General features: G+C 62.7%; 39 protein-coding genes and 2 tRNA genes. 19 read left to right on the top strand and 22 right to left on the bottom strand.

Translation table 11 applies throughout. From position 1 onward, the window contains the following. Positions 1–12 precede the first annotated feature (12 nt). Positions 13–1,185 (bottom strand): isovaleryl-CoA dehydrogenase, encoded by a 1,173-nt coding sequence (locus tag IVA92_RS34275; protein ID WP_247281032.1) that lies wholly within the window; start codon positions 1,183–1,185, stop codon positions 13–15. Between the two features lie 111 nt (positions 1,186–1,296). Between IVA92_RS34275 and IVA92_RS34270 the strand changes: the two genes are divergently transcribed. Beyond that, positions 1,297–2,325: an AraC family transcriptional regulator gene (locus tag IVA92_RS34270; protein WP_247281031.1), complete on the top strand. Its 1,029-nt coding sequence runs from the start codon at positions 1,297–1,299 to the stop codon at positions 2,323–2,325. 102 nt (positions 2,326–2,427) lie between these two features. Here IVA92_RS34270 and IVA92_RS34265 read toward each other — a convergent pair whose 3' ends face one another. The 3 genes from IVA92_RS34265 to IVA92_RS34255 form a co-directional block, all read right to left on the bottom strand. Further along, the gene (locus tag IVA92_RS34265) at positions 2,428–2,724 is read right to left on the bottom strand and encodes a DUF3551 domain-containing protein (protein WP_247281030.1); all 297 of its coding nucleotides are present in this window, start codon (positions 2,722–2,724) and stop codon (positions 2,428–2,430) included. A 217-nt stretch (positions 2,725–2,941) separates the two neighbouring features. After that, the gene (locus tag IVA92_RS34260; protein ID WP_247281029.1) at positions 2,942–3,436 is read right to left on the bottom strand and encodes an Lrp/AsnC family transcriptional regulator; all 495 of its coding nucleotides are present in this window, start codon (positions 3,434–3,436) and stop codon (positions 2,942–2,944) included. Positions 3,437–3,647: 211 nt separating this feature from the next. After that, positions 3,648–3,953, bottom strand: coding sequence for an ETC complex I subunit (locus tag IVA92_RS34255; RefSeq protein WP_247281028.1), 306 nt, complete (start codon positions 3,951–3,953; stop codon positions 3,648–3,650). Between the two features lie 255 nt (positions 3,954–4,208). Between IVA92_RS34255 and IVA92_RS34250 the strand changes: the two genes are divergently transcribed. After that, positions 4,209–5,375, top strand: a complete 1,167-nt coding sequence (locus IVA92_RS34250) for an OpgC domain-containing protein (protein ID WP_247281027.1) — start codon at positions 4,209–4,211, stop codon at positions 5,373–5,375. Positions 5,376–5,400: 25 nt separating this feature from the next. On the opposite strand, the gene IVA92_RS34245 is transcribed toward IVA92_RS34250, so the two are convergent. After that, positions 5,401–5,595, bottom strand: a complete 195-nt coding sequence (locus tag IVA92_RS34245; protein WP_247281026.1) for a hypothetical protein — start codon at positions 5,593–5,595, stop codon at positions 5,401–5,403. A gap of 857 nt (positions 5,596–6,452) precedes the next feature. On the opposite strand from IVA92_RS34245, the gene IVA92_RS34240 reads away from it, so the two are divergent. Then, on the top strand, positions 6,453–6,674 hold the full coding sequence (locus IVA92_RS34240; RefSeq protein WP_247281025.1) for an RNA-binding protein: 222 nt from the start codon (positions 6,453–6,455) through the stop codon (positions 6,672–6,674). Between the two features lie 66 nt (positions 6,675–6,740). On the opposite strand, the gene IVA92_RS34235 is transcribed toward IVA92_RS34240, so the two are convergent. From IVA92_RS34235 to IVA92_RS34220, 4 genes are all read right to left on the bottom strand, one after another. After that, positions 6,741–6,817, bottom strand: a tRNA-Pro gene (locus IVA92_RS34235). A gap of 74 nt (positions 6,818–6,891) precedes the next feature. After that, a complete protein-coding gene (locus IVA92_RS34230; protein ID WP_247281024.1) occupies positions 6,892–7,377 on the bottom strand; it encodes a DUF192 domain-containing protein in 486 nt (161 codons plus the stop codon). A 114-nt stretch (positions 7,378–7,491) separates the two neighbouring features. Continuing rightward, the gene (locus tag IVA92_RS34225) at positions 7,492–8,121 is read right to left on the bottom strand and encodes a cold-shock protein (protein ID WP_247281023.1); all 630 of its coding nucleotides are present in this window, start codon (positions 8,119–8,121) and stop codon (positions 7,492–7,494) included. Between the two features lie 198 nt (positions 8,122–8,319). Further along, complete coding sequence (locus IVA92_RS34220; RefSeq protein ID WP_247281022.1) at positions 8,320–9,081, bottom strand: Sir2 family NAD-dependent protein deacetylase; 762 nt, start codon at positions 9,079–9,081, stop codon at positions 8,320–8,322. A gap of 273 nt (positions 9,082–9,354) precedes the next feature. On the opposite strand from IVA92_RS34220, the gene IVA92_RS34215 reads away from it, so the two are divergent. After that, positions 9,355–9,519, top strand: coding sequence for a hypothetical protein (locus tag IVA92_RS34215; protein WP_247281021.1), 165 nt, complete (start codon positions 9,355–9,357; stop codon positions 9,517–9,519). Positions 9,520–9,584: 65 nt separating this feature from the next. On the opposite strand, the gene IVA92_RS34210 is transcribed toward IVA92_RS34215, so the two are convergent. Further along, positions 9,585–9,872, bottom strand: coding sequence for a hypothetical protein (locus IVA92_RS34210; protein WP_247281020.1), 288 nt, complete (start codon positions 9,870–9,872; stop codon positions 9,585–9,587). 281 nt (positions 9,873–10,153) lie between these two features. On the opposite strand from IVA92_RS34210, the gene IVA92_RS34205 reads away from it, so the two are divergent. Together IVA92_RS34205 and IVA92_RS35865 are read left to right on the top strand one after the other, a co-directional pair. Then, positions 10,154–10,384, top strand: a complete 231-nt coding sequence (locus IVA92_RS34205; RefSeq protein ID WP_247281019.1) for a hypothetical protein — start codon at positions 10,154–10,156, stop codon at positions 10,382–10,384. Positions 10,385–10,461: 77 nt separating this feature from the next. Beyond that, the gene (locus IVA92_RS35865; protein ID WP_256464568.1) at positions 10,462–10,587 is read left to right on the top strand and encodes a hypothetical protein; all 126 of its coding nucleotides are present in this window, start codon (positions 10,462–10,464) and stop codon (positions 10,585–10,587) included. On the opposite strand, the gene IVA92_RS34200 is transcribed toward IVA92_RS35865, so the two are convergent. The 4 genes from IVA92_RS34200 to IVA92_RS34185 all read right to left on the bottom strand — a co-directional run bounded on the left by IVA92_RS34200 (position 10,584) and on the right by IVA92_RS34185 (position 12,688). Continuing rightward, positions 10,584–10,781, bottom strand: a complete 198-nt coding sequence (locus IVA92_RS34200; RefSeq protein ID WP_247281018.1) for a hypothetical protein — start codon at positions 10,779–10,781, stop codon at positions 10,584–10,586. The two genes, IVA92_RS35865 and IVA92_RS34200, sit on opposite strands and share 4 nt — an antisense overlap. A gap of 814 nt (positions 10,782–11,595) precedes the next feature. Then, the gene (locus IVA92_RS34195; protein ID WP_247281017.1) at positions 11,596–11,733 is read right to left on the bottom strand and encodes a hypothetical protein; all 138 of its coding nucleotides are present in this window, start codon (positions 11,731–11,733) and stop codon (positions 11,596–11,598) included. Positions 11,734–12,133: 400 nt separating this feature from the next. Next, positions 12,134–12,337: a hypothetical protein gene (locus tag IVA92_RS34190; protein WP_247281016.1), complete on the bottom strand. Its 204-nt coding sequence runs from the start codon at positions 12,335–12,337 to the stop codon at positions 12,134–12,136. 54 nt (positions 12,338–12,391) lie between these two features. Continuing rightward, entirely contained in the window at positions 12,392–12,688 is a 297-nt protein-coding gene (locus tag IVA92_RS34185) for an HU family DNA-binding protein (protein WP_008558895.1), read from the bottom strand. A 350-nt stretch (positions 12,689–13,038) separates the two neighbouring features. Here IVA92_RS34185 and IVA92_RS34180 point away from each other — a divergent pair, with 350 nt between their 5' ends. The 3 genes from IVA92_RS34180 (at position 13,039) to IVA92_RS34170 (ending at position 14,654) form a co-directional block, all read left to right on the top strand. Further along, a complete protein-coding gene (locus IVA92_RS34180; protein ID WP_247281015.1) occupies positions 13,039–13,530 on the top strand; it encodes a hypothetical protein in 492 nt (163 codons plus the stop codon). 207 nt (positions 13,531–13,737) lie between these two features. Then, a complete protein-coding gene (locus IVA92_RS34175; protein WP_247281014.1) occupies positions 13,738–14,040 on the top strand; it encodes a hypothetical protein in 303 nt (100 codons plus the stop codon). A gap of 428 nt (positions 14,041–14,468) precedes the next feature. Then, on the top strand, positions 14,469–14,654 hold the full coding sequence (locus IVA92_RS34170; RefSeq protein ID WP_247281013.1) for a hypothetical protein: 186 nt from the start codon (positions 14,469–14,471) through the stop codon (positions 14,652–14,654). A 106-nt stretch (positions 14,655–14,760) separates the two neighbouring features. Here IVA92_RS34170 and IVA92_RS34165 read toward each other — a convergent pair whose 3' ends face one another. The 3 genes from IVA92_RS34165 to IVA92_RS34155 all read right to left on the bottom strand — a co-directional run bounded on the left by IVA92_RS34165 (position 14,761) and on the right by IVA92_RS34155 (position 15,735). Beyond that, complete coding sequence (locus IVA92_RS34165) at positions 14,761–15,030, bottom strand: cupin domain-containing protein (RefSeq protein WP_247281012.1); 270 nt, start codon at positions 15,028–15,030, stop codon at positions 14,761–14,763. 250 nt (positions 15,031–15,280) lie between these two features. Then, positions 15,281–15,505 (bottom strand): hypothetical protein, encoded by a 225-nt coding sequence (locus tag IVA92_RS34160; protein WP_247281011.1) that lies wholly within the window; start codon positions 15,503–15,505, stop codon positions 15,281–15,283. Further along, on the bottom strand, positions 15,502–15,735 hold the full coding sequence (locus tag IVA92_RS34155) for a hypothetical protein (protein ID WP_247281010.1): 234 nt from the start codon (positions 15,733–15,735) through the stop codon (positions 15,502–15,504). Before IVA92_RS34155 ends, IVA92_RS34160 begins: the two co-directional genes overlap by 4 nt. A 141-nt stretch (positions 15,736–15,876) precedes the next feature. Between IVA92_RS34155 and IVA92_RS34150 the strand changes: the two genes are divergently transcribed. The 3 genes from IVA92_RS34150 to IVA92_RS34140 all read left to right on the top strand — a co-directional run bounded on the left by IVA92_RS34150 (position 15,877) and on the right by IVA92_RS34140 (position 16,615). After that, positions 15,877–16,014 carry a DUF3072 domain-containing protein gene (locus IVA92_RS34150; RefSeq protein WP_247281009.1) on the top strand — a complete coding sequence of 46 codons (138 nt, stop codon included), beginning with the start codon at positions 15,877–15,879 and terminating at the stop codon, positions 16,012–16,014. A 57-nt stretch (positions 16,015–16,071) separates the two neighbouring features. After that, positions 16,072–16,224 (top strand): hypothetical protein, encoded by a 153-nt coding sequence (locus IVA92_RS34145; RefSeq protein ID WP_247281008.1) that lies wholly within the window; start codon positions 16,072–16,074, stop codon positions 16,222–16,224. 181 nt (positions 16,225–16,405) lie between these two features. After that, entirely contained in the window at positions 16,406–16,615 is a 210-nt protein-coding gene (locus tag IVA92_RS34140) for a hypothetical protein (RefSeq protein WP_247281007.1), read from the top strand. Positions 16,616–16,667: 52 nt separating this feature from the next. On the opposite strand, the gene IVA92_RS35860 is transcribed toward IVA92_RS34140, so the two are convergent. Beyond that, the gene (locus IVA92_RS35860; protein ID WP_256464567.1) at positions 16,668–16,799 is read right to left on the bottom strand and encodes a hypothetical protein; all 132 of its coding nucleotides are present in this window, start codon (positions 16,797–16,799) and stop codon (positions 16,668–16,670) included. Next, on the bottom strand, positions 16,771–17,211 hold the full coding sequence (locus IVA92_RS34135) for a hypothetical protein (RefSeq protein WP_247281006.1): 441 nt from the start codon (positions 17,209–17,211) through the stop codon (positions 16,771–16,773). Before IVA92_RS34135 ends, IVA92_RS35860 begins: the two co-directional genes overlap by 29 nt. A gap of 125 nt (positions 17,212–17,336) precedes the next feature. On the opposite strand from IVA92_RS34135, the gene IVA92_RS34130 reads away from it, so the two are divergent. Both IVA92_RS34130 and IVA92_RS34125 read left to right on the top strand, forming a co-directional pair. Next, positions 17,337–17,789: a VOC family protein gene (locus tag IVA92_RS34130; protein ID WP_247281005.1), complete on the top strand. Its 453-nt coding sequence runs from the start codon at positions 17,337–17,339 to the stop codon at positions 17,787–17,789. Between the two features lie 287 nt (positions 17,790–18,076). After that, the gene (locus tag IVA92_RS34125) at positions 18,077–18,715 is read left to right on the top strand and encodes a glutathione S-transferase (protein ID WP_247281004.1); all 639 of its coding nucleotides are present in this window, start codon (positions 18,077–18,079) and stop codon (positions 18,713–18,715) included. A 125-nt stretch (positions 18,716–18,840) separates the two neighbouring features. Here IVA92_RS34125 and IVA92_RS34120 read toward each other — a convergent pair whose 3' ends face one another. The 3 genes from IVA92_RS34120 to IVA92_RS34110 are packed head-to-tail and all read right to left on the bottom strand — an operon-like array spanning position 18,841 to position 19,583. After that, complete coding sequence (locus tag IVA92_RS34120) at positions 18,841–19,008, bottom strand: hypothetical protein (protein ID WP_247281003.1); 168 nt, start codon at positions 19,006–19,008, stop codon at positions 18,841–18,843. A 6-nt stretch (positions 19,009–19,014) separates the two neighbouring features. Next, positions 19,015–19,272, bottom strand: coding sequence for a hypothetical protein (locus IVA92_RS34115; protein ID WP_247281002.1), 258 nt, complete (start codon positions 19,270–19,272; stop codon positions 19,015–19,017). Between the two features lie 56 nt (positions 19,273–19,328). After that, positions 19,329–19,583: a PilZ domain-containing protein gene (locus IVA92_RS34110; RefSeq protein ID WP_247281001.1), complete on the bottom strand. Its 255-nt coding sequence runs from the start codon at positions 19,581–19,583 to the stop codon at positions 19,329–19,331. 223 nt (positions 19,584–19,806) lie between these two features. Between IVA92_RS34110 and IVA92_RS34105 the strand changes: the two genes are divergently transcribed. From IVA92_RS34105 to IVA92_RS34085, 5 genes are all read left to right on the top strand, one after another. Further along, a tRNA-Glu gene (locus tag IVA92_RS34105) sits at positions 19,807–19,881 on the top strand. Between the two features lie 210 nt (positions 19,882–20,091). Beyond that, the gene (locus tag IVA92_RS34100; RefSeq protein ID WP_247281000.1) at positions 20,092–20,718 is read left to right on the top strand and encodes a PilZ domain-containing protein; all 627 of its coding nucleotides are present in this window, start codon (positions 20,092–20,094) and stop codon (positions 20,716–20,718) included. 97 nt (positions 20,719–20,815) lie between these two features. Beyond that, positions 20,816–21,088, top strand: coding sequence for a hypothetical protein (locus tag IVA92_RS34095; protein WP_247280999.1), 273 nt, complete (start codon positions 20,816–20,818; stop codon positions 21,086–21,088). Between the two features lie 238 nt (positions 21,089–21,326). Beyond that, positions 21,327–22,367 carry a PrsW family glutamic-type intramembrane protease gene (locus IVA92_RS34090; RefSeq protein WP_247280998.1) on the top strand — a complete coding sequence of 347 codons (1,041 nt, stop codon included), beginning with the start codon at positions 21,327–21,329 and terminating at the stop codon, positions 22,365–22,367. Between the two features lie 71 nt (positions 22,368–22,438). Next, positions 22,439–23,017 carry an HdeD family acid-resistance protein gene (locus IVA92_RS34085; protein WP_247280997.1) on the top strand — a complete coding sequence of 193 codons (579 nt, stop codon included), beginning with the start codon at positions 22,439–22,441 and terminating at the stop codon, positions 23,015–23,017. Positions 23,018–23,104: the final 87 nt, after the last annotated feature.

Raw genomic sequence — 23,104 nt, 5'->3', positions numbered from 1 at the left:
GAGGTGAACGTTTCAAGCCGTCTCGGCCATCAGCTCGCGGCCGATCAGCATGCGGCGGACCTCCGAGGTGCCGGCGCCGATCTCGTACAGTTTGGCGTCGCGCCACAGACGTCCGACCGGAAATTCACTGGTGTAGCCGACCCCGCCGAGCGCCTGAATCGCCTCGCCCGCCATCCATGTCGCCTTCTCCGCGGAATAGAGGATCGCGGCAGCGGCATCCTTGCGCAAGCTGCGCGCGTGGTCGGCGCGGTCACAGGCGCGCCCCACCGCATAGACATAAGCGCGCGTGGCCTGCCAGGTCGAATACATGTCGGCAAGCTTGCCCTGCATCAGCTGGAAGTCGCCGATCGGCTGGCCGAACTGCTTGCGCTCGTGCATGTAGGGCACCACCGCATCCATGCAGGCCGCCATAATGCCGAGCGGGCCGCCTGACAGTACCGCGCGCTCATAGTCGAGGCCGGACATCAGCACCTTGACGCCCTCGCCCACCTTGCCGAGCACGTTCTCCTCCGGCACCTCGCATTCGTCGAAGAACAAGGGGTAGGTGTTGGAGCCGCGCATGCCGAGCTTGTCGAGGTGCTGGCCGTGGGTGAATCCCTTGAAGCCTTTCTCGATGAGGAAGGCGGTCATGCCGCGCGGACCGGCCTCCGGATCGGTCTTGGCGTAGACGACGAGCACGTCGGCGTCGCCGCCATTGGTAATCCACATCTTGGAGCCGTTGAGCACGTAGCGGTCGCCGCGCTTGTCGGCGCGCAGCTTCATCGAGACCACGTCGGAGCCGGCGCCGGGCTCCGACATCGCGAGCGCGCCGACATGCTCGCCGGAGATCAGCTTCGGCAGATAGCGCTGGCGCTGGGTGTCGTTGCCGTTGCGGCGGATCTGGTTGACGCAGAGATTGGAATGGGCGCCGTAGGAGAGCCCCACGGCAGCCGAGCCGCGCGAAATCTCCTCCATGGCGACGATATGGGCGAGGTAGCCCATGTTTGACCCGCCATATTGCTCCGGCGCGGTCATGCCGAGCAGGCCGAGGTCGCCGAAACGCTTCCAGAGGTCTGCCGGAAACAGATTGGCTTTCTCGATGTCGGCAGCGCGCGGGGTGATCTCCGCCTCCACGAAAGCGCGAAGCGTGTCGCGCAGCATGCCGATGTCTTCGCCCAGATCGAAGTCGATGCTCGGGATGTTCAAGGCGATTCCTCCGTATCTTTGCGTCCGAACCTAGCGGGGCCCAGGCGCTCTTGCGGTCGAAAAGGTTGCATTTTCCGCCAAACTTGGCGAGGATTTTCCGAGGGAATTCCGATGCCTTTTCAAGCCGCCACCGCTATCCCGCGCCGCGCCGTGACCCCTGCCGCCTTCGTCCGCGGCGTGGTCGCCGCTTATGAACGATACGGCCGCGATCCAGCGGAGGCGCTGAGCCGGGGTCAGGTAGCGCTGGACCTTGTCAATTCTCCGGATGGGCGGATCACCGCCGCCCAGTTCGAGGCCGTGGCAGGCCATGCCATGCGCGAGCTCGATGACGAAGCGCTCGGCTGGTTCTCGCGGCGGCTGCCTTGGGGCACCTACGGCATGCTGTGCCGGGCCTCTATCACCGCACAGACGCTGGAGGTCGCGCTCAAGCGATGGTGCCGGCATCACCGTCTGGTGACCGAGGATGTGCTGCTCGATCTCGAGGTTGGCGAAGAGACGGCCGTCGTGTCGATCCGCGAGCTCCGTGACCTCGGGCCCTTCCGCGAGTTCTGCCTGGTCACCCTGTTCCGCTACGTGCTCGGCTTCTCGTGTTGGGCGGTCGACTCCCAGATCGCGCTCCGCGCGGCTGAATTCCCGTACCCGGAGCCCGGCCACGTCTCCGTCTATCCGACCATCTTCTGTCGGACTATCCGCTTCGACGCGGACCGCGCCGCGATCATCTTCGACAAGCACTATCTCTCGCTGCCGCTCACGCGCACCGCGGTCGACCTCGACAACATGCTCAAAGGCGCGTTGCGGCTGACCGTGCTGCCCTATCGGCGCGACCGCCTGCTGGTCGAGCGCGTCCGCCGCGTGCTCCGCAATGCGCGTGGGCGGGTCCTCGGTGCCGAGGATGTCGCGCGCGAGCTCGCGCTGTCCACACGCACCATGCACCGACGCCTGCGCGAAGAGGCCACCTCACTGCGCGATCTCAAGGAAGAGGCGAAGTTCGAGCTCGCCAAGCAGGAGCTGATGCGCGGCCGCACCCCGATCAAGCGCATCGCGGAGATCGCCGGCTTCCGCAACGAGAAGAGCTTCTCGCGCGCCTTCCGTACCTGGACCGGCGCGAGCCCGCGTGAATTTCGCGGCCGGTATCGGTGAGGCACACGCGAGCGCGTGCGTTGCGTGGTCGTCATGAAATTGACGGCCTCCGAGATGACTCTCGGAGGCCGTAACATCTCCAAACCAGTCTCGATTGCAACGTCAGTTCGAATTGGTCTGTCCGCCCGACCGAAGCTTGCGCGACTGCGTCTGCTTCGGCTGCAAGGCGAACGCGTCGCTGGAGGTTTTCGCTCCGCCGCTCTGCGAGCACGTGCCGCCGATGCCGCCGGCCGCGGCCCGGCACGCTTCCATCGTCGGATAGCCGCAGCCATGAGCGGCCTGGGCGCCGTTGGTGATGCAGTATTCTTCCGCCTGTGCTGCGGGTGCGGTCATCATCAGAAACGCAGATGCAAACAGCGTCGCAGCGGATGCGACGAACGTCTTCGAAATCGATGTCATGGTGTCTTTCCTGCTTCAGGGTCCCACAAAAGAGTCCTCGGCATGGCAGGCACGCCGAGGTTCACACCTTGCATCTAAGCGGCGCCGGGGAACCGACAATCACGGCCGAGCGCATTGCAGGACTTCGCAAATCACATGTCACAGTTAGGTTATTGACTCATGTATTATAATTCGGATTGCATGAAATACCGATTTGTCCGACCGGAGTATTCGGATCCTATCCTGCCGGCGCCGCCACGGCGACCTCCTGCAACGGCAGTGGCACGTCCTTCGCGACACCCAGCACCGGAAAGCTGCGGACGTTCTTCACGTTCGGCATCGCGGCGAAATGCAGGAGCTGCTGGCGCATGCTCTCGACGCTCGGCGCCACGCATTTAAGGAGATAATCGGTGTCGCCCGAAATCCGCCAGCACTGCTGGATGCGCGGGATTGCGGCGATCGAGCTCTCGAACGCCTCCAGCACCGGCTGGGCCTGGCTGCCGAGCTGGATCGACACGAACGACACCACCTCAAAGCCGAGCCGCCGTTCGTCGATGACAGCGCGCACCGCCCGGATCACGCCGCGGCTGAACAACGATTTCAGCCGCCGCAGGCAGTTGGGCGCGGATACGCCGACGCGCAGCGCCAGCTCGTTGTTGCGAACCCGCCCGTCCTGCTGCAGCTCGGACAGTATCTTCAGATCGACGCGATCGAGCTGGTCACGCCCCGCCATACCCCACCTCGCCCATAAGCTCGTCATGCCTCGCACCAGCGAAGCACGCGGCGGAATAGCTGCCAAGGGCCAGAGCCACTGGTTGCCTCATGGCCGGGCCCTGTCCGGGCCATCTAGGTTCTTTCGCGCGCCCCTGAGATGTAGATGCCCGGGACAAGCCCGGGCATGACGAGTTGACGTCGTTTGGACGCGGCGCAGTCTCGCCCGCTCCTCAATGCGTCCAGGGCTCGCCGCGCCGGAACGAGAAATTGTCGGCATAAGCGACCGGCCGGCGCACCGACTCCTGCGGCTCGATCACCTGGTAGGCGATCCCCTTGCGCTCGCAATAGGCGACCGCCTCTTCCTTAGAGTGGAAGCGCAGGGTGATCTGCTGCTTCATGTCGCCGGACGAGGTCCAGCCCATCAGCGGCTCGACCGAACGCGGCTGCTCCGGCTCGTAGTCGAGCTGCCATTCCCTCGTCTTGGACCGGCCGGATTGCATCGCGTTCTTGGCGGGCTTGAAAATGCGTGCGGTCATGGGTGGTCCGGGCCTCTTGGTCTTTCGCTCGATTTCGATGCGTCACGGTGGCAGTTGGTGGAAACCTCGGGGATAGTATAGAGACACCGTTGGAGAAATGTTCGGTGATTCCGGCTCCCGGGTGCCCTACCTTACGGGTATAGTCATTATGCTGCACCGTGACAATTGCGTACCCGCCTTCCGCGCCGGGACCCCGCCCGACGCCATTGCCTCCCCGACATCAGCGTATTTGTTCCTTCCGAAAGCTCTCGTTGCATGGCCTTCCTGAACATCAGCGCAACACTTCCCGAAAAGGGTCGCGACCTCCGGCTCGACCTGTTTCGCGGCGTCGCGAACTGGGCGATCTTCCTCGACCACATCCCCGACAACGTCGTGAACTGGGTCACGACGCGCAATTACGGTTTTTCCGACGCCGCCGACCTTTTCGTCTTCATCTCCGGCTACACGGCGTCCTTCGTCTATGCGCGCATGATGCTGGAGCGCGGCTTCATCGTCGGCGCCACAAGGCTGACCAAGCGGGTCTGGCAGCTCTATGTCGCCCACATCATCCTGTTCGTGATCTATATCGCCTCGATCAGCTACCTCGCCCTGCGCTTCGGCGATTCCGAGATGATCAACGAGTTCAACGTCGCCGGCCTCGTCGACAATGCCACCGAGACGCTGCGCCAGGGCCTGTTTCTGCGCTTCAAGCCGCTCAATCTCGACGTGCTACCGCTCTACATCGTGCTGATGGGACTGTTCCCGCCGGTGCTGTGGTTCATGCTGCGCAAACCCGACGTGACGATGGCGCTGTCAATCGTGCTGTGGCTCGCCGCGCGCCATTTCGGCTGGAATCTGACGGCCTATCCGGCCGGGCAGTGGTACTTCAACCCGTATTGCTGGCAGGTGCTGTTCGTGTTCGGGGCCTGGTGCGCCATGGGCGGCGCGCGGCGCTCGATGGCGCTGATCAATGCGCCGGTCACGCTCTACCTCTGCCTCGCCTATCTCGCCTTCGCGCTGATCATGACTATGGCTGGGCGCTTCCCGACCTTCGGCGGCATGTTCCCGCAGTGGCTGTTCTCGGCCTTCAACCCGAACGACAAGACCAACCTCGCGCCCTACCGCTTCATCCACTTCGTCGTGATCGTGATCCTGGTGATCCGCTTCGTGCCGAAGGAGTGGCCGGGCCTAGAGTGGAAGGTGTTCGATCCGCTGATCGTCTGCGGCCAGCAGTCACTCGCGGTGTTCTGCGTCGGCGTGTTCCTCTCCTTCGTCGGCCATTTCGAGCTGTCGATGAGCTCGGGCTCGCTGCTTGCGCAGCTCTTCGTCAGCATCGCCGGCATCGCGATCATGACGACGGTGGCCTATTACATCTCCTGGTCGAAGAAGCAGGACAAGCCCTTGAAGCCGCCACCGTCCAAGCCGGCAGCGAAGGCGGCCTGATCGTGACGCGGCGGCCGAAGCCGCGTCAGGCCGCCGCTTCGCCGTCGAACTCGGTGAACTTCTTGTAGATCCAGTCGCGGCCGTCATGGCGGCGCCAGACCTTGCCGTACACGAGCTGCCCGTTGATCGAACGGCGCGGCACGATCACGGTCCAGAGATGCCAGATTTCGGTCCAGCTCGTCTGCGGACCGGCGGTCTTGGAATTGCGATCGAAAGACATGGCAGAACTCACTGGCGCGGAAGTCACCCGCGCAGAACTCAACTGATGCGCGCGCTGCCGTCCACGTGCGAGCGCGGATTTCCGGCAGCCCATCGCGAGCCGTGCTTGATGTGATAACAGTCACTGAGGCGGCCGCAACAATCGCTCGCCCTTAACCTAACCGGTCAACCTTACTTCTCGTGCGCAAACGGCGAGATTGGTTGAAAGCCGCGGTCGACTTTTCTAGAATGCTTGCGTGATTTGAGAGCGCGCCGATTTGAGACGCGCGTGTTTTTGGCCCGACACGTATTTTGAAAACAATTGACCGGCCGGGGCGACCACAATGAATTTGCAATGTGCATGTCTGCGCTTGGCACTGCGATCGACGGCGCCTGTCCCGATCGTAAACACGTCCGCCCAGCAGCCGCCGAAAGCCGCCAACGATAACCAGACGGTCTGGCCGTTCGTGCCATTTCCGCTCGGCTGGCACGCCTCGAGCTGATGACGAGATCTGAACAGTGATGCCTGAAAAGCGCAACGCCGCGCAAGCGGAGTATCATCGCTCGGCGGCGTCCGTTAGGCATTGGGCGCTGAAATCCCCAACACGAATATGTCTTTGGCGGCGCTCAGAAGGTTCGAAGAGCGTCCGGAAATTCTGCGCCGCTCTGACGACCGCACGGCTTGAGGCGTCGCACCGAAGTCGCGCGGCAACGAGGTTGAGCGCCAAAGCTTCCGCCGCGCCTTTCGGCCCACACGAGGGCAACCAATCGCTGCGCCACGCGTTGCAGCTTTTTCCCGCCTGTCCGAGGGTGTCCGCAATCAGCGTGCGCCCGCCTGCGCGGAGGCGTCGCACGTCCATATGAGCTGGAGCGCGGCCGGTGAACTGTCGCGAACGAGCCGAAACCAACGAATGCCAGGCCGCAGGGCGAGGAAACGCTGGGAGCCAAGTCGATACGCCGGAGAAGCTCGTCGAGACGCCGGAGGCCGGAAGCTCGCTGCTTGCGCTCGGCGGGCTCGGCCTCGCGGGGATCGCCATGCTGGGCTGGATTTGCGCCCTCGCCTGGGTTGCTTGGCACCTCGTCAGCTGGCTGTTGTTCTGACGCGGTCCCGAAGCCCTCATAAGGCTTGGGCGTCGGCCTGGGGATGCTTGAGGCGCACGTCGGGACTGGTCGGGGCAGCTGGATTCGAACCAACGACCTGCAGTACCCAAAACTGCCGCGCTACCAGGCTGCGCTATACCCCGAATGTCCGGCGCGCCCCGTCGATACACGCTTCCCGGCTCGCCAGCAAGGCGCCAATGACGCCGATCCGGGGCGCCTATTTGCTGCCGAACAGCGGGTGGGCGACCCGGTCGCCAGGACGGATGCCGTATTTCTGCGCCGTTCCCGCCACCACCTCCAGCACCGCCCGGGCGGGGCCCTGAGACGAGATGATCTTGGTCGAGAGCGGCTCGGTGTTCTCGGCGATGCGCAGGATGCGGCCGTCGGCGCGGATGAAGATCATGTCGAGCGAGACGTAGGTGTTCTTCATCCACATCGAAACTTCCTGCTCGGGATTGAAGTCGAACAGCATGCCTTTGCCGTCGGCCAGTTCCTTGCGATACATCAGGCCGGTCTGCTTCTCCTGCTCGGTCGTCGCCATCTCGACCGAGAACACCTGCACGCCGCTTCTGGTGACGATCTCGAGCGGCTGGAAACTCGCGGCGCGGACGGATCCGATTGCGGCGACCATGCCGGCAACGACGAGGATGACGGCAAGCCAGCCCTTCACAACGGACCAGACGGCCTTTCGATCAGAATTCATGGGAGTACTCGGGGCGTGGGACTGGAACAGTCCTTACGCAACGGTCGCCGGAAAAGCCAGAGGCGCGCCGGTCGGCCGGTGCGCCTCTGCTCACGATTGCGGGAATTGGTGCCTTTAGTGCGACTGCAAGCCCGGCGAGCCGGTCTCGGGATGGATTTCGGCCGCCATCATGCCCTTGGAGCCGGGCCCGAACCGAACCAGCACATATTGGCCGGGGCGCAGTTCAGTCATGCCGAATCGGCGCAGCGTCTCCATGTGCACGAAGATGTCGGGCGTGCCCTCGCCGCAGGTGAGGAAGCCGAAGCCGCGCAGCCGGTTGAACCATTTGACCTGAGCCCGCTCCAGGCCGCTGGTCGGGGTGACCGTGACGTGGGTGCGCGGCGGCAGCATCTGCGCCGGATGGATCGCGGTGGATTCGTCCATCGAGACCACGCGGAATGCCTGATAGCCCTTGGCGCGCTGGATGCACTCGACGACGATGCGGGCGCCCTCGTAAGCGGTCTGAAAGCCGTCGCGCCTCAGCACGGTGACGTGCAGGAGCACGTCGGGCCAACCATTGTCGGGAACGATGAAGCCATAGCCCTTTGAGGCGTCGAACCATTTGATGACGCCGTGAACCTCGACCAGATTGCCGCTGCCCTCACCCAGTCCGGTGAAGGGGCTGAGCGCGCTGTCGCGACCGCCACCGTGCTCGCCCACGGGAACTCCAACCTTCTTGGACTCAAATCCGTCCGACGACCCCATAACCCCGGACCCCACACTGCCATGCAACCCGCCACATTGGCGGCGCTCGAATCACGCGTCTTAAGAGAATGTTCTCAATTCGACGCGACGCGAATCTTTCGACTCAAAAGATAACACTCCCGGTTGCGAGGCATAGACAAAAAAGAGATTCGCCGGGACCTATGAACAGCTTGCACAGCCGCGAATCAAATTGATGCCTCAATTCCCGGCAAAGGGCCCGAGCGTTTCGCCGATGTCGTGATGGATCACGAGGTCGGCGATGTCGTCCTGCTCGGTCGGCTCGCGGTTGATGATCACCAGACGTGCGCCGGCGTCCTTGGCCAACATCGGAAAGCCTGCCGCCGGCCACACCACCAGCGAGGAACCGATTGCGATGAAGAGGTCGCAGGCCTGCGACAGCGCGGTTGCCCGCTGCATTTCGTCCTCGGGCATCATCTGGCCGAACGAGATCGTGGCGGTCTTCACCGGCTCGTCGCACGTGGTGCAGTTGGGCGCAGCGCCCTCCGCGTCGAATCGGCGCTTCACCCAGTCGAGCTGGTAGACCTTGCCGCACCCGAGGCAGCGCGCATAAGTAGTATTTCCGTGAAGTTCAATCACGTGCTCGGCCGCCACCCCCGAGGCCTGGTGCAGATTGTCGATATTCTGGGTGATGATCGCGGGAACCTTGCCGGCGCGACAGAGCGAGGCCAGCGCTCGGTGGCCGCGGCCCGGCTTTGCAGCTGCGAAGACCTGCTCCATCGCAAAGCGGCGACGCCAGGATTCGTCGCGCGCCTCTTGGCTCGCCACGAACTCGTCGAACGGGATCGGACGGTTGCGCATCCACAGTCCGCCCGGCGAGCGGAAGTCGGGGATGCCGCATTCGGTCGAGATGCCGGCGCCGGTGAACGGCACGATTCGCTTCGCTTCGGCGATCATCTCGCCGAGCCGTTCGACGCCGCTGCGAAGATCCAATGCAATCAATCGCTGCTCCCGATGTGTTTGCGCTAGCTGCAAGGCGCACAAGCGGCAAGATTGTTGACGCTCTTGTCCAACATGATGAAAAAGAGCGAAGAGAAACAGAGTAGGCAACTCCTGCCGCCCCTCGCATATCACAATCCTGCAATGCCTCCTCCCAATTGACGCCCCATTCGAGAGCCCCAATGGATGTGTTGAATCCGACTCACGACGCAATGCGGCGGCAGCGCTCGAGGTCAGTCGAAAACACAGGTTCAGGTGCGAACAGAGGGGATGGACATGACCGAAGATGAAGAACGCAAAGCCCGCGAACGCGATGAGATCGCCGCCCGTGTTGCCGCCTTCCGCGCCACCCAGGAGAAGTTCAAGCGCGAGCGCGAGGAATATTTCGTGTCGACGCTCGATAATGCCCGCAAGGCGGAGCGTCCCTCGCTCTGGCCGTAGAGCGTGACATCAGGCGAACGAAAAAAAGCCCGGAGCCTTGCTCCGGGCTTTTCGCTTGTCAGTCGCTACCAGTGGCGCCAGTGGTGGTGCCGATAGTACGGTCCGCCGCCGTAATAGGCGTAAGGACCCGGTCCGTAATAGTAGCCCGGGCCGTCGTAATAGCCGTAACCCGGACCGTAATAGCCGTACGGATGCGATGCCGCGACCGCGCCCGCCGTGATTGCGCCGGCGGCAAGGCCGAATGCGAGGCCCGGCCCGATACCGCGGCCACGCGCCTCGGCAGGCGCAGGCGCCGCGACCGCGGTTACGCCGACGGCTGCGACGGTGGCCAGAACTGCCAATGTCTTCCTCATAATCTCCTCCTTCGCGCGTCTCGCGGAGATAACGGCGAGGGCCTGCGATGGTTGCGGCAATGCGGAACCGCAAGCCGTCCAAAAAATAGCGAGCCAGCAGGAACGAACGCTGCCTGCGCGGATTAACTCTGCAAGTGCGGAAGCCTTCACCATCCGGTTGAGGCGACAGCACGAAGACCCCGCCAGCATCCTCCGCGATGCTGGCGGGGTTTTTAGTTTCACGGGAGAGATGGCAGCAGAGGTGAGCTTCTGCCAGCGGGGCGGACGATCGAGGAGGAGAGATGCCCATATCCGCTTTGCTGGCCCGTATCCGCCGGCTCGTGCCCAAATCCGACGATCAGCACTACGAGGAGATCGTCCGCAGCTTCGGAGTCGGCACGCTGCGCCCGCCGGCGAAGCCAATGAGCGACCGCGAACTGGCGCAGGCCATCGCCGAGTTCCTCAAGGAACGGCCGTCGAGCGAGTCCGTTGCGGCCCTCGGCCGAAGGCTCGATCCCTCGTCCGGCCTCTGAACGGCGTAACTTCCTGTGTGCACGGAACAACATTTTCGCGCACACGTTGAGTCGTCTTCAGGCAGATGAGGCCCGACATGCCCGTGTGGCTCGAAGTCTTGCTCAACCTGTCCGGCTATGCCGGTTTCGTCGCGCTTGCAACGCGCGGCGGCATGTTCCGGGATACGTCCGCGGACGATCGGATTTGCGGCGAGAAGCGCTAGTTCGCGTGCGGCGCCTGCCCTGCCGTGCGCATCAGCCGATCCGCCTTGACCGCGACACGCGTGTCCTCGACCTGCGGCCGCAGCGAAAAGCTGATGGCCACGAAAGCGAGACAGAAGAGCGTGCCGACGATGGCGACGCGCCGGTAGGTGTGGCGGTCGCCTTGATAAAAGAACGGCTCCGAAAATGGTGTCATGACAAAATGGCTTCTGGACAAAGGCGTTTCTTGCAAACTCGCAAGGTCGTTTCTTGATTGTCGTTGCCAGACACCTATCCCAAGTAGCGGCGAGTGCAACGCGATTGGGCTTTTAACCTAACCGAATAGGGTTATTTGCTTTCCCCCAAGCTTTCGTTAGGCGCTGCGCCGCGATCTTGGTGCGCCGCTTCTGCATCGCGCGGAAGGTCCGCGCTGTCACGGCCCGCTACTCCCGACCTCCTTTGTTCCAGCTTCGACTCCTTTTCGTTCGCAAAGAACGAATCGGAATCCGGGAAATCGGCGCGGAGCAACCGTTAATGGGCGGTGAGGAGGCGCGCGGCGAACGTCCGAGCACGTAAGGTCGGTCGCTGCGGCACCGATAGCTTGCCTTGGCGTGGCTGCGAGTGGCGGACGCACCGGACGACCGCCGCGCAGCCCCGCCGTGACGGACGTGTCCCGCATCGACACAGAAGGCGTGGCTTGTTCTGCATCCGACTCCATTTCGTTCGCAAAGAACGAATCAGAATCGGAAAATCAGCGGGGCGCGAATCCTAACGATCCGTGAAAGCGTGCGCCGTCACGTCTTCGGCGCACGAGTCCTTGGCGGGAGAATTTTCGGCGGTAAGAATTTCGAGACGACGGCGAACACGATGACGATCTCACGGCACGGCTCGCATCGAAAGCTGTTGGGTGAGTTCGCCGTCATCGGCTTGGCGCATTGCGGGCATGTCATGCTGCGGGAACGCTGACGTCACAGGTTCGTTCCGTCACGTTGGCTTCCAAGGGCAATCAGCGATGGCGTTCGCTGATCCAATCACGCCGCCCGCTTCGCCTTGCCCTTCTCCGAAAAGCATTCCAGGATTTGGATGCGGAGCTCTTCTGCGGCCGGGCCATCGAGCTTTCTGAGCTCGTTCCAGAGCCTGATCACCTCGCGCTGTTTCTCGACGGTCATGAATCACCTCCAAGAGAAGATGACCAACTAGAACAAAATGAGAACAGAAAGTCCAGTCCTCCCCGAAATTCCACAGGGCGTGGCGGCTTGAACCTGCTCCGCGCTGTGCAGACCAAGGAGGCTCGGGATTTCAGCGCCTTGTCATACGGCAGCGCCGCCTGACGAACATATCCCGTCCTCGCGGCGCGGTTGCTATTTGGATTTTCAACCTTACGTTACAAGCGCAAGCGGCCAGGCGCTGAAATCCCAACGCCGTCAGCCAAGAGAGCCCCGTGCGAACGCGCGGAGTTTTTCTTTTCAGCCGCGGCTGGGCGGCAGGCCACCGCCGTGAGGACGAGTTTTCCTCTGTCGCATTGTCCGGCCGAATTCGATGGCGCCGGCGCCCTGGTGCGACGCGGCGCTAGGTCCCGGAGTTCCCGCGCCACGTGCGGGACTTGCGCGAGGCGCCGATGATCTGCCAGTTCTGCGAGAGCGAAATCCCGATCGGTCTTTCGGTGTGCCCGCTTGCGGCAAACCGCAGGGCGCGCCGGGACAAAACAGTCGGCGCTCCCTGGGGCTTCTCCTGATCGTCGTGGTGATGTTCGGCGTTGCCGTCGCCGAGCACCACTTTTTCTTCAGCGGTTGACCCGTCGTGATTCTTCGCGAAGCATCTCCGGTCTTAGACGGCGTCCTTGGCCACCTTCAGCGGCGAGGCCTTGACCGACTTGCTCGCCGGCTTTGCCGCAAACTGCATCGGCTCCTTGGTGAAGGGATTGATGCCCATCCTGGCTTCGGTCGCCGGCTTGTTCACCACCGACATCTTGACGAAGCCGGGAATGACGAACTCGCCGGACTCGTTGAGCTCCTTGTAGCCGACCGTCGCCATGTATTCGATCACCGACTTCACGTCGTTCTTTGACAGCTGCGTGCCTTCCGCAATTGCATCGATCAATTGGGTCTTCGTCATCTTCGCCATGTTCTGAATTCCTTTAAAGGGATGCGCGCGAATAACTCTGCTGTGGACGCGGCCGGACCCGCGGAGGCGCGCTTCTGATTCATGCCAGAGGTCATGAAGTGACGGGCTTAGAGCCTATCGAGGCTCAAAACGCAAGCAGGGGCTCTCTGGGGTTCCCGACGCCGGTGAACGGTGTCACGGCATGTGCCGGTACTTGTTGAACCATTTGCCCCCTGGCGCGTCTTACTCTTGAAGTCCCTAAGCTTCACCCCACCAGAAAGCCCCGCTTCCCCCAGGCGGGGTTTTCGCTGTTGGGTGCCTGTTAGGACGCCGCGGCTGCTATATGGTCGAGAGGTTTCTCGTGGGGGCTCATGAAGATCGCTATCGTCATCGCCGGCTTGATCGTTGTTGCAATCGCCGCCCTCGTAGCCATCCAGCCGAGCTTTTTGAAGCCTGCGTCATTGGCCCTCGTGAAAAAATCCGACATCTTCGGCTTCTCGCCCGGGATGACATTCGACGAGACAAGCAAGCTCGTCAGTCAACGTCGCTATCTGTGCCGCCAGATCCGCGGTTCGTATACCCTCGAATGCGACATCAATGGCGCCAAGGTCACGGTCCATAGCGACGAGGCCGACGTCAGGCATCCGATCTGGCGTGTCCATGCGGAGTTGACTAATCCGGGGCCGCAGGACGTCGCCGTCAAATCGATCTCCGACCAGTTCAACGCCCAGCCAGCCAAGGACCGCGATGGTTGGACATGGATCGTCGGCCGTGGGCTCAAGCTGAGCTATGACGGCCTCGCCTTGAATCTCGTGGACGAGAGCGCGGAGGCCCGGCTTCGCAAAGACGAAGCCAAGCGCTAGATCCGGAAAAGTGTACAGCGGTTGTCCGAAAAGATCATGCTCAAACAATGTCCTTCGCGATGACGCTTCATCCTGATTCATGCGCTTTAGAGAGAGCACTGCGGGTCACCTCATCGTGAAACTTGTGACTCGGCACACCTTGTTGAGACTTCGGTAACCTAACGCCTCCAATCTCGCATCAGTATCGTTGCGTTGGAGTATCCCACAGTGCTGGATTTTAACGAGCTGCGTGAACTCGCAGCTGACGTGCGTATTTTCGTCGATGTCGCCGAGGACAAGGCCGAAGCGCTGCGAGCCGTCATCGCAGCCTATGACGTCGTGCTCGCGATCTTCCCCTCTGGAGACGGCATGGGCCTCCACGTCGTCAAAGGCAAAGGGATCCTGGACAAGATCGCAAACTCGCGGAGCCACGCGACGTACAGCCACACGGCCATCGCGGTTCCTGACCTCGAGCACGCAGAAGTGCTCAAATACCTGACGGCCCCCGTCGAGCAACGGATCGCAGCCTGAAGCGGGAGGTTTTGTTGAATCGGTGCGGGCCGAGGGTTCACCTCTCCCGTAGTGCCGAAGGTGTTCGGCCGGCCTTTTTCGCTCGGCGATGCAAAGCATTGTCCGGAGACACCCGCGTCGGCGGCCTCCTCACCGTGACGGTCTGATATCTCGCCACAAAGCGACCTGAGGCCCGCTGGAAGCGGGCGTCTCGACGGATGGGCTCCGGGCGAGCTAACGCTACGTTTCTTGACCTGCCATAGGCCTTGCCCGCTGGGGAGAGGTGAACCCTCGAACGAGCGAGCGAAGCCGATTTCGCTACGAGCCGCATGGTTCTTCAGCAGCGCGCACCGTCACCGTTGAAGCACCTTGCAGCAAGCTTAGGAGGAAGCAGCATGAGAGCTGCAGGATGGGGTTCTCTTTTGGAAGCATTTCCTGCATAATGCTGCATGGCAAAAATAAAAGTTACTTTCAAAACCGTCCGGATCTCAGAGAACGACTGGAAGATACTGGCAGACTACCCCAACAGCGAACAGCGCGAAATCAGCGGATTCACCAGCAAGGCGGATGCCGACGACTGGATCAACGGCGACCGCAAGATCGCCTGGCTCCGCTCTCAGGGTTACGCCAAGTGACGCACTAGCTCGATCGCATCGCCCTTCAGCTCCACGCGGGCGGCCTTGGTCCTCCAAGGCTGCAACGACCCGCCTTCGGTTCATAGCAGCACCTAGGAACGCGTTGCTACTTGATGAACTCCGTCATCGGCTTGCCCTTGTCAACGACAAAGACGTTCAGCATCTTCAACGGCCGGTCACCGCCGATCTTGAATCCGGCGTGAGGCACATCGCGCGCGTTTATGATCGCAGCCCCTGTGGGCAACTCGCGATGACTTCCATCCGGCAAATCGAGCGTAGCGCCTTGCAGCACGTAGACGATTTCCTCACCGGGATAGATGTGCTTGGCCAGCGACTCACCGGGAGGCACTTCGACGACCACCACGACGACGTCCATGTCCTTTCCGGTGAGATCACCTCTCTTCAATTCCGTTCTGGAAATCGACGTTTGAGAACTCGCAGAGCCGATCAAGCAAGCGGTAGCAAATATGGAAAGGGCCAGTCGCATTGCAAACCTCCCTCGCAATATAGCTGTGAAAATTGGCATCCTGCATCATGCGCGTCCATGTCGCAAAGACACGGTCTCGGCTCGGCGCCGCCAACTGAGTGCACTGTCCTCGTAAGCCGTCGCCCATTTCCTGACTTGCTCATGGACTGTCCTTGGCCTTCCGGCTCTCGCCAATTGAAACCGGCTTGTTCAGGAAATACTCGCGGTTACCTGTCGCTGCTTCCGCATACTGGTCGATGGCCACGATGATGGCCTGGACGTGCGGATAGCACCACCCCTCCCGCGTCGCCTTTCGGCGAACATCCTCGAGCGCGGTCAGGAAGGGCGAGAGCCCTTGCTCGTCGTCGAACCAACGCCTGCTCACCACGTTCTCCCGCCAAGCACCCTGCCCTTGGTCTGGGGCGGCTGCGCACTCTTCAGCGCGTCCCGCTGGGCACAGAGACTTTCAACCTTCGCCTCCATCCGCGACAGCAGGGCTTCGGCCGATGCCGTCCCGAGACCCGCCCGCTGTAGCTGGAGGATTTCCTTCCTCTGCCTCCCCATCTGGATGCGCATCCGTTCGATCTCCAGCCTGACAGCGTCCAGGTCCGGCATGTTCAACCCCGCGATTTGAATATGGCCCATGAGAACAAAAACGGAACGAAGAGTCGAGTCAGACGTTGGACGAAAAAGGAGACGTGTGATGGCCGATAACACCCAGAAGACCCGAAAGACTGGGTTTCCGGGGATGACCCGATGACAGGAGCCCAGGAATCCTACCTCAAGACCCTCGCCGAGCAGGCCCATCAGAACCTGCCTGAGGAAGAGCTGACCAAGGCCGAGGCCTCCGAGCTGATCGACAAGATGCGGCAAAAGGCCGGGTTGGAGGAGTGACCCCATGATTGTGGGAACCTGCGGTCGTGTGGATGCAAACGAAATTGGGAATCGAAAATGCCCTATTTCGTTTGCGCCCGCGACGGTGCCGGGCAGATCATTTTGAAGAGGGACACCAGGGAAGCGGCCGAGAAAAAGGCCGCCGAGCTCCGTGACGTTGGCTACTTCGAAGTCGAGATCATCGCGAAAGCGGCCGAGAAGGCCGCCTGAGCAACTGGTGTCGCATTGCGCGCCCTGGCGTAGGTGCTCCTCCGCCTGCGCCGCACTTGTTGGGTCGCCCCTGCCCAGAACGGATGCAAGCGTGCGAGTGCGCGGCGGCCCTGCCGTCCATGGGGAATGGACGACCGCTGCTCGCTTTGGCTAGGCTGATCCAAATTCTGGAGGAGCCAAGATGCCGTACTTCACATCCAAGCAGGACCAGGCGCAACGCATTTGCAAGGTGCTGGCCGACGTGTTCTGCGCGATTTTGCTCGCGACCTTCTCGATTGTGTTTTTCGGACTGCTCGGCGGCATTGCCGCCTTCGTTGTAGTTGAGGCCGGCCTACTTGCGATTGATTGGCTCTTGCCGAACGAGGACGATGCGGCAGGCGTAGTTCGCTAGTGGACTTTCCCGTGGTGGCTCCATGCCGAAGCAGACGGGGCAGTCGGGCTTGTCAAAACTGATCGCCTATGAACTTGATGATGCTGACGATCAGGCCAGAGAGACATGCTGCAGTGCCGAGGTCGGCGAGATAAAGCAACACGTCACGTTCGTCCTCACTTAGTTCTGCCAGTGCCTTGCGCATCTTCCCTCTCCATGGCCTCGATCATCTCTTCGTCGTCGAGAACATCCAGCAGATCATTAATTGTCTTATTGCCGTCGCACGACCCCGGCTCGACATAACTTGCCAGAATAACCTGGGCCTGTTTGACGGCTACCCTCACGCGATCCGGTTTCACGGCCGGTACTCTACTTACACTGTGGAAGCTAAAACGCAGATAGGAACGGCGCGTTCCTTTGCTCAGCCCCTCGAATGAGCTGGCGCGCAACAACCCTTCGGATGTGATGTCGCGATACTCCACGTCAGCGTAGAACTTCGGCTCGACTCTGACGGGCGTGTCCGAAGGTCTTGGCCAGCGGGCTACAGGAGATCGAAGGCGACTACAACAAGCGATCCCGATCGCCCCCTTCGGTTCACGTTGGTTGGTGTAGTTCACCAGCTGTATTCCGCTCACGCACACGTGCGCCCGCCCCCTGCCCCTCCTCCCCTTTTCCTGCTACCTCCTAGCCCCGCCGTCCCGGCCCATAGCAAGACCCTCCATACGTCCAGGGAGCAACAACCATGCGATACCTCCACACCATGCTGCGCGTGCGCAATCTCGATGTCGCGCTCAAGTTTTACCAGGATGCGCTTGGCTTGAAGGAGGTGCGGCGGATCGAGAACGACAAGGGGCGCTTCACGCTGGTGTTCCTGTGCTCGGCGGACGATCTTGAAGGCCTGAAGAAGCAGCCGCAAACGCGCGGCGCGCCGCTGGTCGAGCTCACCTGGAATTGGGACGAGGAGAAGTACGGCGAGGATCGCTTCTTCGGCCATCTCGCTTATGAGGTCGACGACATCTACGCCACCTGCGAGAACCTGATGAAGGCCGGCGTCACCATCAACCGGCCGCCGCGCGACGGCAACATGGCCTTCGTCCGCTCGCCCGACCTGCACTCGATCGAGCTGTTGCAGAAGGGCGAACCGAAGCCGCCGCAGGAGCCTTGGGCATCGATGCCGAATACCGGTCATTGGTAAGACCCAGCAGGAACAAGCCCTCTCGCCCGTCGTTCTCTTCCCAACGAAGCCGATTGGAGGAGGATGCGATGGCGAGAGGGCTGTTGCTGTGGATGCTTGGCGTGCCGATTCCGGTGATCATTCTGTTGTGGCTGTTCTTCGGCCGCTGAGCGTCGCGTTGAATTTGCAATGAAGGCTCCGCCCCGGGCGGAGCTTTTTGCATGATGGGCTCGGCGCAATCGCGCATCGCTCGATGAGGCGAATTCCGCTATCACCCGCGCAAACGACAACGCCGCGGGAGACGCCTCATGCCTGACACCAAACTGACGATTTGGGGCCGCGCCAACTCGGTCAACGTGCAGAAGGTGCTGTGGTGCCTCACCGAGCTCGGCCTGCCCTACGAGCGCATCGATGCCGGCATGCAATACGGCAAGACCCGCGAGGCCGGGTATCTGGCGATGAATCCCAATGCGCGGATTCCGACGCTGGTCGAGGGCGATTTCGCGCTGTGGGAGTCCAATTCGATCATGCGCTATCTCTGCCTCGCGCATGGGCGCAGCACGCCGATCTACCCGGAGCCGCCGAAGCTGCGCGCCTCGGTCGACCGTTGGCTCGACTGGACGCTGTCGACGGTGCAGCCGGTCGACCGCCCGGTGTTCTGGGGCATCGTTCGCGCCGCGCCCGCCGAGCGCGACATGCTCCAGGTGCAGCGCGATGCCGATGCCGCTGCCGAGGTTTGGGCCATCGCCGACGGCCTGCTCGCCTCGCGCCGTTTCATCGAGGGTGATGCGTTCACGCTCGCCGACATCGCGATCGGGTCCTATGCGCGGCGCTGGCTCGGCGTCGAAGGCATCAGCCGTCCGGCGCAGCCGCACCTCACGCGCTGGCTCGCCGAGCTCGGCAAGCGGCCCGGATTTGCGCAATTCGTCGCACCGCCGATGTCGTGACCGCTGACGCGGCGTAAGTTGCGATGATCGCGCGAGGAATCGTCGTCGCGGCGCAAGCGCCCGGCGTCACGGCAGCACTTGATGGCTACTGTGCATGGGGTTGTTTTCGCATATTTTGTTGGGCCCTAGAGCCAGCCGCGCTCGACCAGCAGCACGCAGATGATCAGCATCAGCGTCACCGCCGCGGTGGCGAGCCGTGCGGTCCAGCTGAGGCCACGGCCGACCCACCACAGCAGCGCGCAGTACATCAGCACGGGGACGAGGATATCGAGCCGCAACAGGTCCGCCGACATGGGCCTTTAGCGCCGGATGCTGGTGTCGACGCTGACCGAGCCGCCGACCTTCACGCAGGTCCCGGTGCCCTCGACCATGACGAAGCGCGGGCCATAGGAGGCGCAGGAGCCGGCCTTTCCTGCACCGTCCGTGCCCTTCAGCGGCAGGATCTTGCCGGTCTCCTTGCCCGCCTGTGGCCGCTCGGCGGGCGGCAGGCGCAGGCTCTCCGCTGCGTTCGCGGACACGGCAGCAAACGAGATCAGGATGAGGAGCGGCATGCGCATGGCCGCCTTGTAGCCCGGACGGGCCGTGCGCGCCACCGGATCGGCGCGCAGCGATGTCAGAGGAATTTGATGCCGGCCGACTTGCCGCGGCGCCAGACCACCTGGCAGCTTCGCCCGGTCCGCGCATCGCGCGCGAAGGCCAACCGGATCACCCCGGGAAGCTGGCTCGCATCCTCGTCCATCGTGATCTTCGCGCCCGTATCCGAGATGTCCTGGACCAGGCAATGCCGCGCCGCGAATCCGCCGTCGAGCGTGATCCAGGCGTGCCGCGACAGCAGCTTGCGCTCTGAGCGCTTCTTGGGCGGTGGCATCGGAAAAATCTCCCACTCCAGCGCTACTCAGGGAACCCTAAGAAACCGTTGAATTCGCCCCCTGATCATCCCGCCTCGGCGCTATCCACCGGGAGCAAAAGAGCGTTCCCGAACGGCTTGCCCGGGAGCGCAAAGGCCACTATACGTTCGCGCGCTGCAAGCCGCCGGGCACTGTTCGGCCGGCCAGCGGCCGTGCCGCGGAAAGCGGCGGGGCCCTGCGTTTGCTCCCTTCGTCTATCGGTTAGGACGCCACCCTTTCACGGTGGAGAGAGCGGTTCGATTCCGCTAGGGAGCGCCACGCTCTATCGAGCTCCCGCCTCTTCAGCCTGCCATTTCGGGGCAAGGCGCGCCTGATGGCACGCCGCCTGCACGTCATCAGCCCAATGTCCGACCGATCCGCGCATTTACCGGAAATTTACCCCTGCTCCTGCGCGACGGTATCGTTTGCTTAGAATTTGGCCGCTACCGTCGAACTACGGAAATCACCCTGAAACCCCGGTTGGCGTTCATGTCTGTTGCAGAGTTCCTGAGGCAGCGTGCAGTGGAAGTCACCTTGAACGGCAGCTACTCGCTGCCGCGCTGGTATGATTGCGAAGGCAAGCTGCGCAGCTTCGCCTGCCGCACTAAGCGCGTCTCGCCCTTCCGCATGATCGTCGACGTACCGGTGGTCGGAAAAGTCGGCGAGCGCTTGACCTCCTACTTCCAGGATTTCGGCGAATTCCAGTGCACGATCAGCGCGACGCTGAAGTCGGGCTTCCTGATGGAGCTCGAGATGACGCGGGCGCGGCGCGCCTGGATGTCCGAAAAGCTAACCTGGCTCGAGAAAAAACAGAAGGACGCCAGCGTCCAGGAGCTGCGGCAAGACGCGCGTTTCGTTCCGCAAGTCCCGCACACGTTCCTGACGCTTGCCAACGGCAGCACCCATTCGTGCTTCATCATCGACGTCTCCACCGCAGGCGTCGCGATCTCCTGCGAATACGACCCGCCGATTGGAACCCCGCTTGCGGTCGGCGCCTGCGTCGGGCGCGTGATCCGCAAATTCCACCACGGCTTTGCGGTCAAGTTCGCCGAGAAGCAGTCCCGGGACGACCTCGTCCGGCTGATTGTCCGCACGCCCATGCTCCAGTCGGCCTGAGAAGCCGGGCAGATCGCTGCCCTATCGCGGCCCCATTGCAGGATCAGTTTTTGCCGATCCGGATGTCACATTTGCAGACTTGCGATCGGGGGACCGAATGGCAGTCGACAAGATCACGATTGATAAAGTCACAGTTGATAAGATCACTTGGGACAGGGTTGGCCGGGTCACCGAGCCCGGACGCTACATGTATACCTTCGGCTGGCTCACCATCACCGCCGGCGATCTCGAAATCTGGAAGCAATACCCGCAGGCCGCCTTCACGCTGCTGGCGCAACCGGCCGAGCCGGACGATTCCGTTGGCGCGGAATTCCATCTCGGAGCCTTCGATATCGCCCCCAGCGGGCCATCGCCGTTCACCACCCATTGAGCGAAGAAACCCACCCATTCGCTTGATCTGACTTACCAATCAGATCCAACGACGGGGCGCGCTGCGACAGGTGACGAGCTGGCTTTGCCATGCAATTGATGATGCTCACATTTGGCGTTGGGCGCCCTGATGAACGCTGGCTGTCGCGCTCGTTAAGCGAGCCGGCAGCGAGCGCATGACACATGGTCGCACCGGTGAATGTAGATAAGCTCATCAAGGGAACCTATTTTCGGCGCCGATGTACCTGATTGAAGCGCTACCCACTGTCATCGGAACTGCCGCCGTCGCGCCTGCGCTGCTGATGCTGTGGCTTGTCATCGCCGCCGAGGAGCGCCCGGGCCCGCCCGCCCAGGTCTGGACCGCCTTCCTGCTCGGGGCGGCCAGCATCTCGCTGCTGGGCCTCGCCCGCGCGCCCTTCGCCAGGATGGTCGCAGCGCCCGACGATCCCTGGGCGGCGCTCGCCATGCATTCGGTCTTCGGCGTCGCGCTGCCGGAGGAAGCCGTCAAGGTGATCGCCATCGTGCTGGTCTCCTCGACCAAGCGGCGGACCTTCGCCAATCCGATGGACACCGTGGTCTATGGTGCCGCAGTCGGCCTCGGCTTTGCCGCTTACGAGAACCTTGCGTATCTCGTGCAGCATGCCGAGATGTGGCGCTCGCTGGCCGCCCTGCGCAGCGTGCTGACGGTGCCGTTCCACGGCGCGCTTGGCATCATCGCAGGCGCCTACCTCACCATTGCCCGTGCCGGCACGGCGCTCGGAGCCAACCGCCATCATCGCGACTGGGCCCGCCTGTCCAGCCGCCTGCTGATCTTCGCCGGCCCACTCGCGCTGCATTCGGCGTTCGATTTTCCGCTGCTGACTCTCCAGCGCATGCCGGATCTGGACCCGACGCTGCGGATGTGGCTGGGCGCGGCGAGCCTGTTGATCGGCTTCAGCTCGATCGCGTTCGCCATCCGGCTGGTCCGGCGGGTCGCGCGCCATCACGCGCCCCGGACCGACGTCGCCCGCGAGCGGCTCAGCCAGCTGCGCCGGATGTGGGCGCTGCTGCTTGCCGGCGGCGGCGTCGGCTTCCTCGGCCTCGCCTTCGTGCTGACCTCGCTCCATCACTGGCTGATCAATCCCGAGCGCAATCTGACGCTGGCGCTGATCCCGATCGGCCTCACCTCGATCCTGCTCGGTCTTGCACTTCTGATTGTCACGACGGCGATCTACATTCTCGGCCGCAACCGCATCCGCACCAGCGCCGAAGGCTTTTCCTCGGCGCCCGGCGGGGGATAACCCTCGCGGGATGGCCAGCGCGACACGCAACTAGTAGATTGAGCCCAGCCCTCTCGTCCCGGAGCCTGCTGATGACATCGCCCGAGGAGTTCTCACGGATGCAATCGGCGATGAGCCGGGCGGTGAAGGCGCATTGGAAGGCCTTTCTGTTCGAAGGCATCCTCCTCGCCGTTCTCGGCATTGCCGCGCTGATCCTGCCGCCCCTCGCGAGCCTTGCGACCGCGATCTTCCTCGGCTGGATGTTCCTGATCAGCGGCATCGGCGGATTGATCGCGACCTACTGGGCGCGCAGCACGCCGGGGTTCTGGTGGTCGCTGATCTCGGCCGCGCTGGCGGTGCTCGCCGGCGGAATTCTGCTGGCGCGGCCGATCCAAGCGGTGCTGACGCTGACCATCGTGCTCGGTGCCTATTTTCTCGCCGAAGGCGTCACCACCATCATGTACGCACTGGAGCACCGTCGCGAGCTAAGCAGCCGCTGGTCATGGCTCCTGATCTCGGGCCTCGTCGACATCGCGATCTCCTTTATGGTGATCGCCGGACTGCCAAGCTCGGCGGAATGGGCGATCGGCGTCCTGGTCGGTATCAACCTGCTGTTCGGCGGCGCCACCCTGATCGGCATGGCCCTGGCGGCACGCAAGAGCAACACCTGAGACGCTCGTTGCGCCGTGTTCTGTTTTGGGGGTGACAACCCGCCAGCGCCGCGCTATATGGCCTGCCATGATCACCGTCGCCACCAG

This window comes from Bradyrhizobium sp. 154, assembly GCF_023073875.1.
GTDB lineage: Bacteria > Pseudomonadota > Alphaproteobacteria > Rhizobiales > Xanthobacteraceae > Bradyrhizobium.
This window is presented reverse-complemented; position numbering and strand designations above follow the sequence as displayed.